This window comes from Martelella lutilitoris (genome assembly GCF_005924265.1).
Classification (GTDB): Bacteria; Pseudomonadota; Alphaproteobacteria; order Rhizobiales; family Rhizobiaceae; genus Martelella; species Martelella lutilitoris.
The window spans coordinates 150,987-165,945 of the sequence record NZ_VCLB01000001.1 but is presented as its reverse complement, the minus strand read 5'-3'; the positions used below and the strand labels follow the sequence as shown (position 1 = coordinate 165,945).

The 14,959-nt window shown below is 62.2% G+C and carries 19 protein-coding genes; 13 read left to right on the top strand and 6 right to left on the bottom strand.

The genetic code is table 11. The features are described from left to right. Nucleotides 1-130 precede the first annotated feature (130 nt). The 5 genes from FF124_RS00780 to dapF form a co-directional block, all read right to left on the bottom strand. Nucleotides 131-784, bottom strand: a complete 654-nt coding sequence (locus FF124_RS00780; protein ID WP_138746572.1) for a septation protein A — start codon at nt 782-784, stop codon at nt 131-133. A 100-nt stretch (nt 785-884) separates the two neighbouring features. Next, the gene (ftsY, locus tag FF124_RS00775) at nt 885-2,249 is read right to left on the bottom strand and encodes a signal recognition particle-docking protein FtsY (protein ID WP_138746571.1); all 1,365 of its coding nucleotides are present in this window, start codon (nt 2,247-2,249) and stop codon (nt 885-887) included. 100 nt (nt 2,250-2,349) lie between these two features. Continuing rightward, nucleotides 2,350-3,612, bottom strand: a complete 1,263-nt coding sequence (mtaB, locus tag FF124_RS00770; RefSeq protein WP_138746570.1) for a tRNA (N(6)-L-threonylcarbamoyladenosine(37)-C(2))-methylthiotransferase MtaB — start codon at nt 3,610-3,612, stop codon at nt 2,350-2,352. A 329-nt stretch (nt 3,613-3,941) separates the two neighbouring features. Beyond that, complete coding sequence (locus FF124_RS00765) at nt 3,942-4,358, bottom strand: hypothetical protein (protein ID WP_138746569.1); 417 nt, start codon at nt 4,356-4,358, stop codon at nt 3,942-3,944. Nucleotides 4,359-4,429: 71 nt separating this feature from the next. Continuing rightward, the gene (gene dapF / locus FF124_RS00760; RefSeq protein ID WP_246072133.1) at nt 4,430-5,308 is read right to left on the bottom strand and encodes a diaminopimelate epimerase; all 879 of its coding nucleotides are present in this window, start codon (nt 5,306-5,308) and stop codon (nt 4,430-4,432) included. 151 nt (nt 5,309-5,459) lie between these two features. On the opposite strand from dapF, the gene FF124_RS00755 reads away from it, so the two are divergent. The 3 genes from FF124_RS00755 to FF124_RS00745 are packed head-to-tail and all read left to right on the top strand — an operon-like array spanning nt 5,460 to nt 7,290. Next, complete coding sequence (locus FF124_RS00755) at nt 5,460-5,678, top strand: hypothetical protein (protein ID WP_138746568.1); 219 nt, start codon at nt 5,460-5,462, stop codon at nt 5,676-5,678. Beyond that, complete coding sequence (locus FF124_RS00750; RefSeq protein ID WP_138746567.1) at nt 5,675-6,574, top strand: DMT family transporter; 900 nt, start codon at nt 5,675-5,677, stop codon at nt 6,572-6,574. Before FF124_RS00755 ends, FF124_RS00750 begins: the two co-directional genes overlap by 4 nt. Nucleotides 6,575-6,597: 23 nt before the next feature. Then, nucleotides 6,598-7,290, top strand: a complete 693-nt coding sequence (locus FF124_RS00745; RefSeq protein ID WP_138746566.1) for a DNA alkylation repair protein — start codon at nt 6,598-6,600, stop codon at nt 7,288-7,290. 4 nt (nt 7,291-7,294) lie between these two features. Here the strand turns inward: FF124_RS00745 and FF124_RS00740 are convergent, their stop codons facing one another. Next, nucleotides 7,295-8,317 (bottom strand): MBL fold metallo-hydrolase, encoded by a 1,023-nt coding sequence (locus FF124_RS00740; protein WP_138746565.1) that lies wholly within the window; start codon nt 8,315-8,317, stop codon nt 7,295-7,297. Nucleotides 8,318-8,660: 343 nt separating this feature from the next. On the opposite strand from FF124_RS00740, the gene ffh reads away from it, so the two are divergent. The 10 genes from ffh (at nt 8,661) to FF124_RS20880 (ending at nt 14,890) form a co-directional block, all read left to right on the top strand. Next, nucleotides 8,661-10,199, top strand: a complete 1,539-nt coding sequence (gene ffh / locus FF124_RS00735; RefSeq protein ID WP_138746564.1) for a signal recognition particle protein — start codon at nt 8,661-8,663, stop codon at nt 10,197-10,199. Further along, nucleotides 10,196-10,723 (top strand): GNAT family N-acetyltransferase, encoded by a 528-nt coding sequence (locus FF124_RS00730; protein ID WP_138746563.1) that lies wholly within the window; start codon nt 10,196-10,198, stop codon nt 10,721-10,723. The genes ffh and FF124_RS00730 overlap by 4 nt, the downstream gene beginning before the upstream one ends. Beyond that, entirely contained in the window at nt 10,720-11,022 is a 303-nt protein-coding gene (locus tag FF124_RS00725) for a chorismate mutase (RefSeq protein ID WP_138746562.1), read from the top strand. Before FF124_RS00730 ends, FF124_RS00725 begins: the two co-directional genes overlap by 4 nt. Before the next feature lie 118 nt (nt 11,023-11,140). After that, nucleotides 11,141-11,524, top strand: coding sequence for a 30S ribosomal protein S16 (gene rpsP / locus FF124_RS00720; protein ID WP_138746561.1), 384 nt, complete (start codon nt 11,141-11,143; stop codon nt 11,522-11,524). Nucleotides 11,525-11,669: 145 nt separating this feature from the next. Beyond that, nucleotides 11,670-12,236: a ribosome maturation factor RimM gene (gene rimM / locus FF124_RS00715; RefSeq protein WP_138746560.1), complete on the top strand. Its 567-nt coding sequence runs from the start codon at nt 11,670-11,672 to the stop codon at nt 12,234-12,236. 6 nt (nt 12,237-12,242) lie between these two features. Then, nucleotides 12,243-12,941, top strand: coding sequence for a tRNA (guanosine(37)-N1)-methyltransferase TrmD (trmD, locus tag FF124_RS00710; protein ID WP_138746559.1), 699 nt, complete (start codon nt 12,243-12,245; stop codon nt 12,939-12,941). After that, nucleotides 12,931-13,494 carry a GNAT family N-acetyltransferase gene (locus tag FF124_RS00705; RefSeq protein WP_138746558.1) on the top strand — a complete coding sequence of 188 codons (564 nt, stop codon included), beginning with the start codon at nt 12,931-12,933 and terminating at the stop codon, nt 13,492-13,494. Before trmD ends, FF124_RS00705 begins: the two co-directional genes overlap by 11 nt. A gap of 171 nt (nt 13,495-13,665) precedes the next feature. Further along, complete coding sequence (rplS, locus tag FF124_RS00700) at nt 13,666-14,127, top strand: 50S ribosomal protein L19 (protein ID WP_138746557.1); 462 nt, start codon at nt 13,666-13,668, stop codon at nt 14,125-14,127. 368 nt (nt 14,128-14,495) lie between these two features. Next, a complete protein-coding gene (locus FF124_RS00695; protein WP_138746556.1) occupies nt 14,496-14,711 on the top strand; it encodes a hypothetical protein in 216 nt (71 codons plus the stop codon). A gap of 53 nt (nt 14,712-14,764) precedes the next feature. Beyond that, complete coding sequence (locus tag FF124_RS20880; protein WP_281285213.1) at nt 14,765-14,890, top strand: hypothetical protein; 126 nt, start codon at nt 14,765-14,767, stop codon at nt 14,888-14,890. Nucleotides 14,891-14,959 lie beyond the last annotated feature (69 nt).

The following is a 14,959-nucleotide window of genomic DNA, read 5'->3' as shown; positions in this document are numbered from 1 at the left end:
TGACGCTGCGAGGCGGGCGGAGCGCCCTTTGAGTGCCGTGCGTCCTTTAGGACGCACAAAGGACGCTCTAACTTATTGAATCTACGCATCGTTCTTTTTGAAAATCGATTCCGATTTTCGAGCCGATGCGCTAGCCCTCGTCCTTCTTTTCCTCGCCGATCGGCTCGACCGAATGGCGCATGATCAGCGGCATCTGGGCAAGGGTGAAGGCGATGGTGATCGGCATCGTCGCCCAAACCTTGAAGTTGACCCAGACATCGTCGGAAAAATTGCGCCAGACGACCTCGTTGATGATCGCCAGGAAGACGAAGAACAGGCCCCATCTGAGCGTCAGCTTGCGCCAGCCCTCGTCATCCAGCCTGAAGGCGGAGTGGAAGACATAGCCGAGCAGCGACCGGCCGAAGACGAGGCCGCCGAGGAGAACCGCGGCAAACAGGCCGTTGACGATGGTCGGCTTCATCTTGATGAAGGTCTCGTCCTGCAGCCAGATCGACAGCGCCCCGAACACCAGAACGACGACGCCGGAGACGAGCGGCATGATCGGCACCTTGCCCATGAAGATGCGCGAGGCGACGAGCGAGATCACGGTTGCCGCCATGAACAGGGCGGTTGCCACCAGAAGCGGCGTGCCGAAGGCGGAAAGAGCCGGGAAGGCGCGCATCAGCCATTCGCCGCGCAGATTGGCGAAGAAGAAGATCATCAGCGGACCGAGCTCGAAGACAAGCTTCAGGAACGGCTCTTCCTTCTGTTCGGTCGTCAGTTTCTTCGGGCTGCTGTCGCTCATGCTCTGTCGCTTCTCAAGGGTGGGCTCGTCGGCTCATATCATATGGGGGCGACGTCCATTCAACCCCAAAAACGGCTATTTTGCGGGTCAAGCCCTCGATTCAGGCCTCTTCTTCCTCAGGCGTCCCGGCAATGGCCTGGGCAAACTCCTCCGCCTCGAAGGGCTCGAGGTCATCGATCCCCTCGCCGACGCCGATGAAATAGACCGGCAGTTTGTGCTTTGCCGCAATCGCGACCAGAATGCCGCCGCGCGCCGTGCCGTCGAGCTTGGTCATGACGAGGCCTGAGACGCCGGCGACATTGCGGAAGATTTCCACCTGGCTCATGGCGTTCTGGCCGGTGGTGGCGTCGAGCGTCTGCAGCACGGTGTGCGGCGCGTCCGGATCGAGCTTGCCGAGCACGCGGACGATCTTGGCCAGTTCGTCCATCAGTTCGGCCTTGTTCTGAAGCCGTCCCGCCGTATCGATGATGACGACGTCCGAGCCGTTTTCCTGGCCGCGCTTGAGGGCGTCATAGGCAAGGCCGGCGGCATCGGCCCCCAACTTGGTGCCGACGAATTCGGCGCCCGTGCGGTCCGACCAGATCTTCAGTTGTTCGATGGCCGCGGCCCGGAACGTGTCGCCGGCGCCGAGCGTCACCTTGAGGCCGGCGCGCGTCAGCTTGGCGGCAAGCTTGCCGATCGTGGTGGTCTTGCCGGTGCCGTTGACGCCGACGACGAGAATGACATGCGGCTTTTTTGACAGGTCAAGCGCCAGCGGCCTTGCCACCGGCTGCAGCACCTTGGTGATCTCGTCGGCCATGATGCGGGTCACATCCTTGCCGGTGACATCGCGTCCATAGCGTTCGGCAGAAAGCGTATCGGTGATGCGCATCGCCGTCTCGATGCCGAGATCGGCCTGGATCAGCAGGTCTTCCAGTTCCTCCAGCGCTTCCTCGTCCAGCTTGCGCTTGGTGAAGAGTGCGGTGATCTGCCCGGAAAGCTGCTGCGAGGTGCGGAACAGGCCGGCCTTCAATCGCTGGAACCAGGAGAGTTTTTTCGTCGGCAGCGGCTTGGGCGCTTCGGGCGTCGGCCCGGCGGTGATTTCGAAGCCCTGGTTCTTTTTCGGGGCGGGGACCGGCTCTTCCGCGGCCTCAGGCGGTGCCTCGACCGGCGTCGCGGCGACAGGCTCTTCTGCCTGGGCGGAGGTCTCGGGGGCTTCGCCGGCAGGCTCTTTTTCCGGCCCAGGCTCTTCCGGTGGCGTTTCCGGTTCCTCTGAAGACCGGCCGACGACACCGCCGACAATGCTGTCATCATCCCAGGGATCGCTGCTTACGGCCTCGGTGATGGCGGCTTCGGCCTGTTCCGGTTCCGTCGTCGCGGTCTGCGGCGCTTCGGTTTCCTCCTCAGGCGCGACGACCTGATCTTCCTGCGGCTTCTGTTCCTTTTTGCCGAAGGTGAAGACGTTTTTCATGAAGCCGAGGGCCATGGGAATACTGTCCTGTTCTTGCCGTTGTGCGGTTCCTTATCCCGTGCCCCGAAGCACCTTGTCAACGCACAGTCGACGCAACCCGGCAGGGCGCAAGGCCTCAAGCGTCCGCGAATGTCGCCTCAAGCCTTCTGCCGTCATGGCCGGTGATGCGGGCGTTGACGAAACGGCCGGGCTTGAACTTCGGCATGGCCACGGCTGCGAAGTTTTCCGCATGGCCGGTCTCGCCGCGCTCGGAGAGCACGGTCTGGGTCGTGCCGACCAGCCCGTCGAGATGGCGCGCCTTGAGCGCATCTCCGGTCTCGCGCAACCGCCTTGCCCGTTCCTTCACCAGCGCACGGTCAAGCTGGGGCATGCGGGCGGCCGGCGTTCCGGGCCGGGGGCTGTAGGGGAAGACATGGAGATGCGCGATCCCGGCGTCCTCAGCCAGCCGCACGGTGTTTTCAAAATGCTCTTCGGTCTCGGTGGGAAAGCCGGCGATGAAATCCGCGCCGAAGGCCATGTCCGGGCGCAGTCGCCTTGCCTCGGCCATGAAGGCGAGCGCGTCGTCGCGCGAATGCCGGCGCTTCATCCGCTTGAGGATCAGGTTGTCGCCGTGCTGCAGCGACAGGTGCAGATGCGGCATGAAGCGCGGCTCGTCGGCGATCAGGTCGAGAAGGTGACGGTCGACCTCGATACTGTCGATCGAGGAAAGCCTCAGCCGGGCGATCTCCGGCACCCGTTTCAAAAGCGTCTTTGCCAGAAGGCCGAGTGTGGGCTGGCCGGGCAGGTCCGCGCCGTAGGATGTCGCATCGACCCCGGTCAGCACCATCTCGCGATAGCCCTGTTCTGAAAGCTTGTGCGCCTGATCGATGACCGCGCCCATCGGCACGGAGCGGGAATTGCCGCGGCCATAGGGGATGATGCAGAAGGTGCAGCGGTGGTCGCAGCCGTTTTGCACCTGCAGGAAGGCGCGCACATGCCCGTCAATGCTTTCCACCATCTGCGGCGCGGTTTCGGTCACGCTCATGATGTCATTGACGACGATCTTTTCTTCCGCCGAGACGCCAAAATCCGGCAGGGCGCGGTAGCTTTCGGCCTCAAGCTTTTCGGCATTGCCAAGCACGGCATCGACCTCGGCCATGGCGGCGAAGGTATCCTTCTCCGTCTGCGCCGCGCAGCCGGTGACGATGATGCGCGCATCCGGGTTTTCCCGCCGCGCCCGGCGGATCGCCTGGCGCGCCTGGCGCACGGCCTCGCCCGTCACAGCGCAGGTATTCACCAGCACGGCATCGCCAAGGCCCGCTTCCTCAGCCGCCTTGAGCATGACTTCGCTCTCATAGGTGTTCAGCCTGCAGCCGAATGTCAGGGTTTTCAGGGTCATTGGTTGGCTGGCTTTCGGAATCGTCTTGGTCAATGCCGTTTGGTCGCGAATGCATTTTCCCCGTTTATCCCCGCTCTGATACGGAAGTCTATTCTTTTGGAGGATCCGTCTTGGAAAGGGAGAAACGTCATGAACAATGAATTCTATGGGAAGACTCTGAAACAGGCAATTTCGAGGAGCGTTCGTTCGAGGGAGATAAGGAGGGGATCAGCTGTTTTATGGTCAGGGGCCAGGCGCAACCGAAATAACGATCACAGGCAACAAGGCCACGGCCCTGCAATTTCGCTGCCGCGCCCATTCGCCGACCGGAACGGAAGTTCTGGTTCTGGTCAGGCCCATGCGCCTTGAGTAAACAGTTGCCAGTAGGACCATAGGTGAAAGGGCAACGAGGCTATCTCGGTGATCGCGCTTAACCGTCCGAATGGCAACGCCAGAAAATTGGCCGCAAACATAACGTAAAAAATTTTGCTTCGACCGGGGAAGGTCCGGGCGGCGAGAACGTTCAAGACTTGCACGACAATAAACGCGAGCGCCAAAAAAAGACCAGAGAGCCTTGGTGTGAAAAACAGAAACGGCGCGATGAAGAAAATGTAGATCGCCGGAACAACGACGTTGATCCAGAAAACCGCTTTCAAGTCAGGTCGCGGCGAATGGTAAAAACGAAGTATCGGCTCAACAACAAAGCGCCGCCATTTTTTCGTGACAGCGGACAAAAAGCGTCTCGAAGAAGGACTGATGTTGGGCATACGCCCAAGCTATTTCAAATCCTTTGGTCCGCAAAGCGGTTTCTGTCATGTGGGCAAGTCTGTGTGCAGCTTCAGGTTTGGCACCATTCGCCTGTCTTGGGATCAACCCGGCCCGACCATTCATGTTCCGCCGGCCCCGTCATGATCACGTGGTCGTCGTCCTCGCGCCAGTCGATTTCCAGTGCGCCGGCGGGCAGATAGACGGTGACCTTGCGGCCGGTGCGGCCGGTGCGGGCGGCTGAGACGGCGGCGGCGCAGGCGGCCGAGCCGCAGGCGAGCGTCAGCCCGGCGCCGCGCTCGAAGGTCTTCAGCGACAGCGAGGAGGGCGAGGTGACCTGCGCCAGCGAGATGTTGGCGCGTTCAGGAAACAGCGGATGACGCTCGTAGCGTGGACCGAAGGCAAGAATGTCGTAGCTGTCGACAGCGCGCGGCACGAAGAAGACGGCATGGGGATTGCCCATGGAGGCGGCGGAAAAGCGCTGCAGCGCCGGATCGGCCTCATGCGGTTCGGGCAGCGCGACATGGGTCGTGTCGGCGGCGGGTCCTGCAAGCGGGATCTTCTCCCAGTCGAAGATCGGCGCGCCCATGTTGACGGAGATCAGCCTGTCGGAAAGCCGTTCTGCAAAGAGCGCGCCGGCAATGGTGCGAAAGGCGAAGCGGTCCTTGTCGGTCTCACGCGTCAGATAGTCGACGACGCAGCGCGTTCCGTTGCCGCAGGCCTGCGCCATCGAGCCGTCGGAATTAAGGATGTCGATCCAGCCGTCCGGCGCGTCCTCGCGCGGATCGTAGAGCGCCATGATCTGGTCGAATTCGGTGTCGGGATGGGCATCAAGCCGGATCGCGGCCTCAGGCGTCACCCTGTCGGTGCGCCCGCGCATGTCGATGACGAGGATCTTGTTGCCAAGTCCGTTCATGCGCTCCATGCGCACCATATTCGTGCTGTCGGCCATCAGGGGCTCCGTCACCTGTCGTTGCTTCCGGCGTTATATGGGCGAAATCCGCCGCCGTCACCAGTCCATGCCCTCGCTTGCCCGCGAAAAATAGTCCCGGCCGAACCCTGCGGGCCGAGAGCGGCCTTTGCGTCGACCGCCATGACGTGTAATGTCGGTGAAATCCTCCCCCGGCAGCGAACGTTTCGGCCACACCTTGCGGTTCTCGGAATATCCCGCTGCCAGCCATGGTCCGGATATTGCCTGCGCCATGCCTCTCGAAAGTTCTGAAACGATGCCAGTTCCTCATTTTGCCGCGAAGGTGATCGGTTTGCCGGTCTGCCGGCCCATTGCCCTTGATGTCTCACGCCGCGTCGGAGCGGCTGCATGAAGCTTTCCGGTGTCGCCCTTGCCTTTGGCGCGGTCTCGATCTTTGCGGTCCAGGACGCGATCACCCGCCATCTCGGTCCGCTCTATTCGCCGTTCTTCATCGCCATGGTGCGCTTCTGGGCCTTCGGCCTGTTCGTGATCATCCTGGCTTCCCGCGCGCCGGGCGGTTTCAAGGCCGCGACGGTGACCCATCACCCCGTCCTTCAGATCTGGCGAAGCTTCCTGCTGGTGGCGCAGATCCTGATCTCGATCCTGTCCTTTGCCCTTGTCGGCCTTGCCCAGAGCCAGGCGATCTTCATGGCCGCCCCGCTGGTGGTGGCGCTCCTGTCGGTGCCGCTGCTGGGCGAACGCGTCGGCTGGCGGCGCTGGCTGGCGATCGTCGTCGGCCTGTTCGGCGTGCTGGTCATCATCGATCCGCTCGGCGAGCAATTCTCGCTGGCGATGCTGGTGCCGGTCGGCTGCTGCTTCACCTTCGCGCTCTATTCGCTCTATACCCGTCTTGCCGGGCGCTATGATGCGCCGGAAGTCAGCCTGTTTTATACCGGCGTGGTCGGCATGGTGCTGACAAGCCTCATCGGCCCGTTCTTCTGGGAGGATGTGCCGCTTGCCGACTGGGGCTGGCTTGTCGCGCTTTGTTTCACCGGTATTTCAGGGCACTATCTCCTCATCCGGGCGCTTGCGGTGACCGAAGCCGTGACGGTGCAGACCATCACCTATATGCAGCTCGTCTATGGTTCGCTGTTCGGCGTTCTGGTGTTCAAGGAACAGTTGAACGTGCATATGATTGCCGGCGGGCTCACCGTCGTCGGCGCCGGCGCTTTCACCATCTGGCGCGAGCATGCGCTGAAAAAGCGCGAGGGCGCCTCATCGACGGAGGCATCGCTGGCGGGACGGTGAAAACGGCGCCAAAAGGGGGGAGAATGGAACTGACGGCACAGTCATCGACAGAGGATATTCTCTCGGCCCTTGAGGCCAGCGCCGATCCGGCGCGGCTTGCGGAGATGAAGCGCGTCGGCATCAAAACCGACACGGCCATCGGCCTTTCCAATCCCGAACTGCGGCAGATCGCAAAGGCTGTCGGCGTGAACCATGCGCGGGCGGCGGCGCTCTGGCAAAGCCCGGTGCGCGAGTCGAAGATGCTGGCCTTGCTGACCTTCGATCCGGGTGAACTGACGCAGGAGAACATGCTTGCGCTTGCCGGTGATTTTGTCTCCTGGGAAATGGTGGACCTTGCCGCCGACCTCTTCGTTGAGGCGCGGTTTGATGCCGAAATCGTCTCCCTGTTTGCGCAAGACGACCGTGAATTCGTGCGCCGGACCGCCTTCGCCATGATCGCCGGCGCGGCCGTCCACCGCAAGAAGGAGCCGGACGGAAGCTTTATGGCGCTCTTCCCGCTGATCGAGGCGCATGCCGCAGACGGTCGGAACTTCGTGAAGAAGGCGGTCAGTTGGGCGTTGCGCAATGTCGGCATGCGCAATGTCCGCTGCCACAGGGCCGCAATCGCGCTCGCGGAGAAACTTGCGGCCAGCGACGAGCGCGCGAAGGCCTGGGTCGGCCGCGACGCGCTGCGCTATCTCGCCGATCCGAAACGCATCGCGCGGCTGAAAGCCTGAAGGCTCAATCGATCTCCGGCACGTCGAAGGCCTCGCCGGGCTCCAGCGGGCGGAAGCGGTCTTCATCAATGCCGGCATCGGAAAGGGCGGCTTTCAGCAGTTTCACCGGATCGTCATGGCCTTCGTCGGTGAGCTGGAAGGTGCCGAAATGGTGGCCTGCGGCATAGGCGGCCTTGGAGAGTTCGAACCCCTTGACCGCTTCCACCGGGTCCTGATGCTCGTTCTTCATGAAATAGCGCGGCTCATAGGCGCCGATCGGCAGGTTGGCGAGGCGGAAGCCGCCGTATTTTTCGGCCGCCGCGCGGTAGTTGCGCCCCTCGTGAAAGCTGGTGTCGCCGATGTGGTAGATGCAGCCTGCGGGCGTTTCCAGCACGAAGGCGGCCCACAGCGCCATGCGCCGGTCGGTGACGCCGCGGGCCGACCAGTGGTGGCAGGGCTCGGCGAAGACATTCACGCCGCCCGGAAGCGGCGCCTGGTCGCCCCAGTCGAGCACGGTTACATCCGCATCCGGCACCTTCTGGTGGATCACCGTGTCATTGCCGAGCGGCGCGATGATCCGGGGCGCGTGATCGGCCTGAAGGCGTTTCAGGCAGGCATGACTCAGATGGTCGTAGTGGTTGTGGGTGATCAGCACGACATCGATCTTCGGCAGGTCATCGAGCAGGACGCCCGGCGGGCAGACGCGCTTCGGACCGACGGAGTCAAACGGGCTGACGCGCTTGGTAAATACCGGGTCGGTCAGGATGTTGACGCCGGCAACCTGGATCAAGAGGCTCGCATGGCCGATCATCGTCACGCGCATCCCCTTGCCGGTGACAAGCGCGTCGGGCTTGTGCGGCGCATAGCGGCAGGAGACTTCCTTCGGCCAGGGCGTGCGCTTGTGGGCAAGCTGCCATTTGACGACCTCGGCAAGGCCGGGCGGGTTCATGCCGTCGGGGTTGAAGAACAGTGTGCCGTCGAAATGATCGCTTTTCGGTCCGGTATAATAGCGGTTCTTCTTCTGCAGACGCACGCGCGTGGGGATCATGAAAGGCCCTTTCGGTTGATCCGGCGTTCGCCGGTCACCCTTGATTGTCGACATGGATATCATCGGATATATGCGCCGGGCTCGAAAAAGTTCCAGACCTTGAAAAAGGCGAAAGGGCTCACAAAGGCTTGACTTTGCCGCAATCTTGGGGTTTATCCCCTCCAAATCTGCTGACAGTGAAGACGTTCAGCCGCCGACCGGGCCCCGCAAAGGTATAAAGAGAGCCCGGAGGTCAACATCCGACAGCGCGATGCGCCCTCGGATGGAATTTTGCTTTGCGTCTTGCATTTGCCGGCAGAGGTGCCAACGTTTCGCGAAATGCGAAACGAAAAGGGATTGGGCTATGTTTGAAAACCTCCAGGACCGCCTTGGTTCCGTCCTCAAGGGACTAACCGGCCGCGGCTCGCTTTCGGAAGCCGATGTTTCGGCTGCGCTGCGCGAAGTTCGCCGCGCGCTTCTGGAAGCCGACGTCGCGCTGGAGGTTGTGCGCGATTTTACCGCCCGCGTGCGCGAAAAGGCCGTCGGCGCGGAAGTGCTGAAGTCGATCAAGCCCGGCCAGATGGTCGTCAAGATCGTCCATGACGAACTGGTCGAAATGCTCGGCTCCGAGGGCGTCACGCTCGATCTCAATGCCCCCGCGCCCGTCGTCATCATGATGGTGGGCCTGCAGGGCTCTGGCAAGACGACGACAACCGGCAAGATCGCGGCGCGTATGACCAATCGCGATCGCAAGAAAGTGCTGATGGCCTCGCTCGACACGCGTCGTCCGGCCGCCCAGGAGCAGTTGAAGCAGATCGGCGAGCAGACCTCGGTCGACACGCTGCCGGTGATCAAGGGGCAGGATCCGGTCGCCATCGCCAAGCGCGCCGTGCAGGCGGCAAAGCTCGGCGGCCACGACGTCGTCATTCTCGATACCGCCGGCCGCACCCATATCGACGAGCCGCTGATGGTCGAGATGGCGGATATCCGCAAGCAGGCCAATCCGCACGAAATCCTGCTGGTGGCCGACAGCCTGACCGGTCAGGACGCCGTCAACCTCGCCCGCAATTTCGATCAACGCGTCGGCATTACCGGTCTTGTGCTGACCCGTATGGATGGTGATGGGCGCGGTGGTGCTGCCCTTTCCATGCGCGCGGTTACCGGCAAGCCGATCAAGCTGATCGGTACCGGCGAAAAGATGGATGCGCTGGAAGAGTTTCATCCCAAGCGCATTGCCGACCGTATTCTCGGCATGGGCGATATCGTCTCGCTCGTTGAAAAGGCATCGGAGACGATCGACGCCGAAAAGGCGAAAGCCATGGCCGAGAAGATGGCCAAGGGCAAGTTCGACCTCGACGACATGGCCGAGCAGCTGAAGCAGATGCAGAACATGGGCGGCATGGGCGGCATTATGGGCCTGATGCCCGGCATGGGCGGCATGAAGGAAAAAATGGCCGCCGCCGGCATGGACGACAGCGTGTTCAAGCGCCAGCTCGCGATCATCTCCTCGATGACGAAGTATGAGCGCGCCCACCCCGATGTCCTGAAGAACTCGCGCAAGAAGCGCATTGCCGCCGGCTCCGGCACCTCTGCCGCCGATATCAACAAGCTTCTGAAGATGCACCGCCAGATGTCCGACATGATGAAAGCCATGGGCGGCAAGGGCAAGGGCAAGATGAAACAGATGATGAACATGATGGGCGGTGGTATGCCCGGTGGAATGGGCGGCATGCCCGACCTCTCCAAGCTCGACGCCAACCAGTTGGCAGATCTCGAGAAGAAGGCTGGCGGTCTCGGTGGCGCAGGCGGCATGCCCTCGGGTGGTCTGCCGGGTCTTGGCGGCCCGAAGCTTCCCGGTCTCGGCGGCGGCTTCGGCGGTTTCGGAAAGGGCAAGAAGAAGTGACAGACGTCCCTGTTCTGGAAACCGAAAGACTGGTCATGCGTGCCTTCCGACGCGAGGATTTTGCGCCGATGGCGGCTTTCTTCGCCGATGAGCGGTCGTTTTACTATGGCGGCCCCCTTTCGAAGGGCGATGCGTGGCGCAGGCTTGCCGCCTATGCAGGGCACTGGGTCCTGAATGGTTTCGGGGAATGGGCGCTGGAAGAGAAGAATACGGGACGTTTTGTCGGCTTTTGCGGCCCCTGGCATCCCGCCGACATGCCTGAGCCCGAGATTGCCTGGGCGTTGCTGCCCGATCACTACGGCAAGGGCTATGCCTTCGAGGCGGCGTCGCGGGCGCTTCGCTATGTCTATGAAGACCTGAAATGGCCGACGGTGATGAGCCTGATCGAACCGGACAACGCACCGTCCATTCGTCTTGCGGAGCGACTTGGCGCGACGGCCGAGAAGACGCTCGAAATCTACGGCAGGGACGCGGTCGTCTACCGTCACTTGCCGCCCGAGATGCTTCTGGAGAAAACGGCATGACCCCGAAGGAGCAGCTTTTTCAGTATCGCCAGTCGATCGACAATCTCGATGCCGCGCTGGTTCACATTCTGGCCGAACGGTTTCGCTGCACCAAGGCGGTGGGGCACCTGAAGGCCGAGCACGACCTGCCGCCGGCCGATCCGGCGCGCGAGGAACAGCAGATTTCGCGGTTGAGGGCACTGGCCAAAAGCGCCGATCTCGACCCCGATTTTGCCGAGACCTTCCTGAATTTCATCATCAAGGAAGTCATCCGGCATCATGAGCAGATCGCCGCCCAGCATGGCGGTCAGGAGAAATAGGCCGGTCCTCCGGTCATTGAGAATGCCCCGTGCGCCGGCCAGAGCGTGGTTGCAGGCAGCGGGAACCACAAACGAATGGACTGCGGTCCGACAGAAATGCCTTTAAGGAGAAAACAAAATGGCAATCAAGATTCGTCTCGCCCGCGGCGGTTCCAAGAAGCGCCCCTACTACCACATCGTTGCCGCCGACGAGCGTTCGCCCCGTGACGGCCGCTTCATCGAGAAGCTCGGCCACTGGAATCCGATGCTGCCGAAGGATGCGGAAGACCGCGTCGTCTTCGACGAAGAGCGCGTGAAGTACTGGCTTGGAACCGGCGCCCAGCCGACCGACCGCGTGCTGCGCTTCCTCGCCGAAGCCGGCATTGCCGAACGCAAGGCCCGCAACAACCCGAACAAGGCGAAGCCCGGCAAGAAGGCCGAAGAGCGCGCTGCCGAGAAGAAGCAGAAGGCCGAGGAAGCAGCCGCCGCTGCAGCAGAAGCCGCTGCCGAAGCTTCGGAATAAGCCGGACTGCCGTTGGCGGTCTCGCCTGGTTCAGGCGGAAGACCTGCTTTCAGGTATCAATCATGGGCCGGGCGCGTGCGTCCGGCCTTTTCCTTTTCGGCAAAAGGGCATAGATAGCCATGGATAGCTGGGAAAGAATGTGACGATGGCAAAGCTCAATGACCCGATCCTGATGGCGACCATTGGCGCGGCGCAGGGCCTGCGCGGCGATGTCAGGGTGCGCTGCTTTACCGCGAACCCGCTGACCGTCGGTGACTATGGCAATCTCCATGCCGAGGATGGACGCGTGTTCGAGATCCTCGAGACGCGCCCCGGCAAGAACAACATGATCGTCATTCGCTTTCGCGGCGTGAACGACCGCACCGCAGCCGAGGCGCTGCGCGGCCTCAATCTCTATATCGAGCGCGACAACCTGCCCGATGACGAGCTTGAGGATGAGGAGTATTTCTACGCCGACCTCGAAGGCCTCGATGTCTTCGACGATGCGGGCAACAGCTATGGCGCGATCAGTGCGATCTTCGATTTCGGCGCCGGCGATCTTCTGGAATTGAAGGGGCCGGGGCGGCGCCCGGTTCTGATCCCGTTCAACGAAAGCGCCGTGCTGGAGATCGACTTCGAGGACCGCCGCGTGCTGATCGATCCGGTAGCCGCCGGCCTCGTCGACGACGGCGATGGCGATGCTTCGGATTTTCCCGATCCGGACGCCCGGTAGGCACACATGTCCTTCAAGGCGACCGTCCTCACGCTCTATCCGGAAATGTTTCCCGGCCATCTCGGCACGTCGCTTGCGGGCCGGGCGGCGGAGCGCGGGCAATGGTCGCTGGAAGCCGTCAACATCCGCGATTTTGCCGAGGATCGTCACCGCAGCGTCGACGACACGCCCTCGGGCGGCGGCGCGGGCATGGTGCTGAGGCCGGATATTCTGGCAAGGGCGATCGACGCCGTTTCCGCCGATGACGACCGTCCGCGCTTGCTGATGAGCCCGCGCGGAACGCCGCTGACGCAGGCGCGGGTGCGCGCACTGGCCGAAGGGCCGGGCGCGGTGATCGTCTGCGGACGTTTCGAGGGCGTCGATCAGCGCGTCATCGACAAGCGCGGCCTCGAGGAAGTCTCGATCGGCGACTATATCCTCTCCGGCGGCGAGCCGGCGGCACTCGTGCTGCTCGATGCCGTTGTGCGCGTTCTGCCGGGCGTCATGGGCAATGCGCTTTCCGGCACGCATGAAAGTTTCGAGGACGGCCTTCTGGAGCATCCGCACTATACCCGTCCTGCGGAATGGGAAGGGGAGGGGATCCCGGAGGTTCTTACTTCCGGTAATCACGCGGCCATCGACAAATGGCGCCATGATGAGGCGTTACGGCTGACGGCTGAGCGGCGGCCCGATCTTCTCGCTGGGAGTGGCAAGGATGCCGACTGAAGACCTGCAGCTCGAACCGTTTTCTCGCTCGCATTTCGACACCGTGGCCGGCTGGTTTGCGGATGCCCGGGGGGCCGCTCTTTGGGGCGGCACGCAGCTTCCCTACCCCTTCAGCTTCGAGCAGCTTTGCGAGGGTTCCGCGGAAATGCTTGGCTCAAAGCCCGCGCTTGCCTGCTTCTCGGCCAAAACCGGCGATAGACTGGCAGGACACGGTCAGATCGCCTTTGACCGGCTGAACGGCGTCGGTCGACTTTGCCGTATTGCCCTTGCGCCTGCGTTGCGGGGCCGGGGGCTTTCGCGACCTATGCTCGGCCTTCTGGTGGATGAGGCTTTCAAGGAACCAGACATCATGCGGGTGGAGCTCAATGTCTACGACCTCAATGCGTCCGCGATCCGCGCCTACAAGGCGCTCGGTTTCGTCGAGGAGGGCGTTCGTCGCTCCTCCGCCCGTTTCGGCGAAGAACGCTGGAACACGGTGATGATGGGGCTTTTGCGCGCGGAATGGCGGAAAAGCCGGCAAGATAGCGCCGGGAATGCCGCGCAAAAGGGGTGACAAAGGCCCAAAAATCGTCTATAGGCCCGCCCTGACCGGGTGTTCCGGTTACCGAAAAGAACAACCGCGTAACGCTCCCGCCTTGAAGACAAGGCAAATCCGGAGGCATTGACCGAAGGATGATTGTCGAGCGCTCTGGCCGTTAAAGCAAGATATCAAGAGGTTAGACCGATGAACATCATCGAGCAGCTCGAAGCTGAAGAAACCGCGCGCATTGCCGAACAGCGCGAACTTCCCCCGTTTGAAGCCGGCGACACCCTGCGCGTCAATGTCCGCGTGACGGAAGGCACCCGCACCCGCGTGCAGGCCTTCGAAGGCGTCTGCATTGCCCGCTCCGGCGGCGGCATCCACGAGAACTTCACCGTTCGCAAGATTTCCTACGGCGAAGGCGTCGAGCGCGTATTCCCCGTTTACTCCCCGCAGGTCGAGGGCGTTGAAGTGATCCGCCGCGGTAAGGTTCGCCGCGCGAAGCTCTATTACCTGCGCGATCGTCGCGGCAAGTCGGCCCGTATCGCCGAAAACACCTCCGTTCGTTCGCGCCGCCTCAACGACGAGGCCCGCGAGGCAGCAGCGGCCGCCCGCGCCGCCGCCAAGGCCGAGAAGGAAGCTGCAGCGGCAGCCAAGAGCGAATAAGCCTTTTTCGCTTTTGAAATCGTTTCGGGAAGCCGCCTTCGGGCGGCTTTTCAGTTTGTTGACAAAGCTGTCCCCGCACTCCGCGTCATCCTCGGGCTTGACCCGAGGATCCAGGCTTCTCCGGCGATGCGTCGGCCCGGTTGAAGGCCGGCATGCATAGGTCATGCGGCCCTGGACCCCGGCTCAAGGCCGGGATGACGGCGTTGAGAGTATTATAGTCTGAAGCCGCCTTCGGGCGGCTTCTTTGCGTTTTGCGATCCGTCCGCCGGTTTTGACAAGAAAAAGCCGGAATCGCTTCCTATCTCCATGCTCCCTTGAATTGTGAAGCCGCGATCATCTTTTTCTGGTTGTGGCTATACGGAGTAGAAATGTCTCTTACACGCGCCATTGTGGCAGGCGCCGGCAACCCGATGATACTGGGTTCCATTGCCACACCCGTGCTCGCCTCGACCGCCAAGGCGCGAGACCGCTTCGTCTTTGACGATGAAGACGCGGCGGAGTGGCACGACAGCCGCGGGATGTCGGCTGACCCCCTTCTCGTCTTCCTTAAGGCGCGTGCGGGCCATGTCCGGGGCCAGTTTTGAACCATTCTCGTAAATGATTGCCGGAGCCCGAGAAAGCTGGTAAAGACCGGCCCATGAGGATCATTGACAGAAAGAGCGCGGCCGTTTCCTTCAGGCCCTTCGTGCTGCAGGACAGAAAGCGCCTGCCGAGCCGCTTCTTTGCGATGATTTCCGGCGCGCTCAACGCCCGACTTAGCTGACGCTTGTTGAAAAGCAATGCCGGCAGCGGGCAACCGCGCCCTTTCCTGTTCATCGAAAAATGGGTTACG

Coding starts and splice junctions, on each gene's coding strand:
- FF124_RS00780 (WP_138746572.1), bottom strand. CDS start 784: ATGAGCGACAGCAGCCCGAAGAAACTGACGACCGAACAGAAGGAAGAG.
- ftsY (WP_138746571.1), bottom strand. CDS start 2,249: ATGGCCCTCGGCTTCATGAAAAACGTCTTCACCTTCGGCAAAAAGGAA.
- mtaB (WP_138746570.1), bottom strand. CDS start 3,612: ATGACCCTGAAAACCCTGACATTCGGCTGCAGGCTGAACACCTATGAG.
- FF124_RS00765 (WP_138746569.1), bottom strand. CDS start 4,358: ATGCCCAACATCAGTCCTTCTTCGAGACGCTTTTTGTCCGCTGTCACG.
- dapF (WP_246072133.1), bottom strand. CDS start 5,308: ATGGCCGACAGCACGAATATGGTGCGCATGGAGCGCATGAACGGACTT.
- FF124_RS00755 (WP_138746568.1), top strand. CDS start 5,460: ATGTCGGTGAAATCCTCCCCCGGCAGCGAACGTTTCGGCCACACCTTG.
- FF124_RS00750 (WP_138746567.1), top strand. CDS start 5,675: ATGAAGCTTTCCGGTGTCGCCCTTGCCTTTGGCGCGGTCTCGATCTTT.
- FF124_RS00745 (WP_138746566.1), top strand. CDS start 6,598: ATGGAACTGACGGCACAGTCATCGACAGAGGATATTCTCTCGGCCCTT.
- FF124_RS00740 (WP_138746565.1), bottom strand. CDS start 8,317: ATGATCCCCACGCGCGTGCGTCTGCAGAAGAAGAACCGCTATTATACC.
- ffh (WP_138746564.1), top strand. CDS start 8,661: ATGTTTGAAAACCTCCAGGACCGCCTTGGTTCCGTCCTCAAGGGACTA.
- FF124_RS00725 (WP_138746562.1), top strand. CDS start 10,720: ATGACCCCGAAGGAGCAGCTTTTTCAGTATCGCCAGTCGATCGACAAT.
- rpsP (WP_138746561.1), top strand. CDS start 11,141: ATGGCAATCAAGATTCGTCTCGCCCGCGGCGGTTCCAAGAAGCGCCCC.
- rimM (WP_138746560.1), top strand. CDS start 11,670: ATGGCAAAGCTCAATGACCCGATCCTGATGGCGACCATTGGCGCGGCG.
- trmD (WP_138746559.1), top strand. CDS start 12,243: ATGTCCTTCAAGGCGACCGTCCTCACGCTCTATCCGGAAATGTTTCCC.
- FF124_RS00705 (WP_138746558.1), top strand. CDS start 12,931: ATGCCGACTGAAGACCTGCAGCTCGAACCGTTTTCTCGCTCGCATTTC.
- rplS (WP_138746557.1), top strand. CDS start 13,666: ATGAACATCATCGAGCAGCTCGAAGCTGAAGAAACCGCGCGCATTGCC.
- FF124_RS00695 (WP_138746556.1), top strand. CDS start 14,496: ATGTCTCTTACACGCGCCATTGTGGCAGGCGCCGGCAACCCGATGATA.
- FF124_RS20880 (WP_281285213.1), top strand. CDS start 14,765: ATGAGGATCATTGACAGAAAGAGCGCGGCCGTTTCCTTCAGGCCCTTC.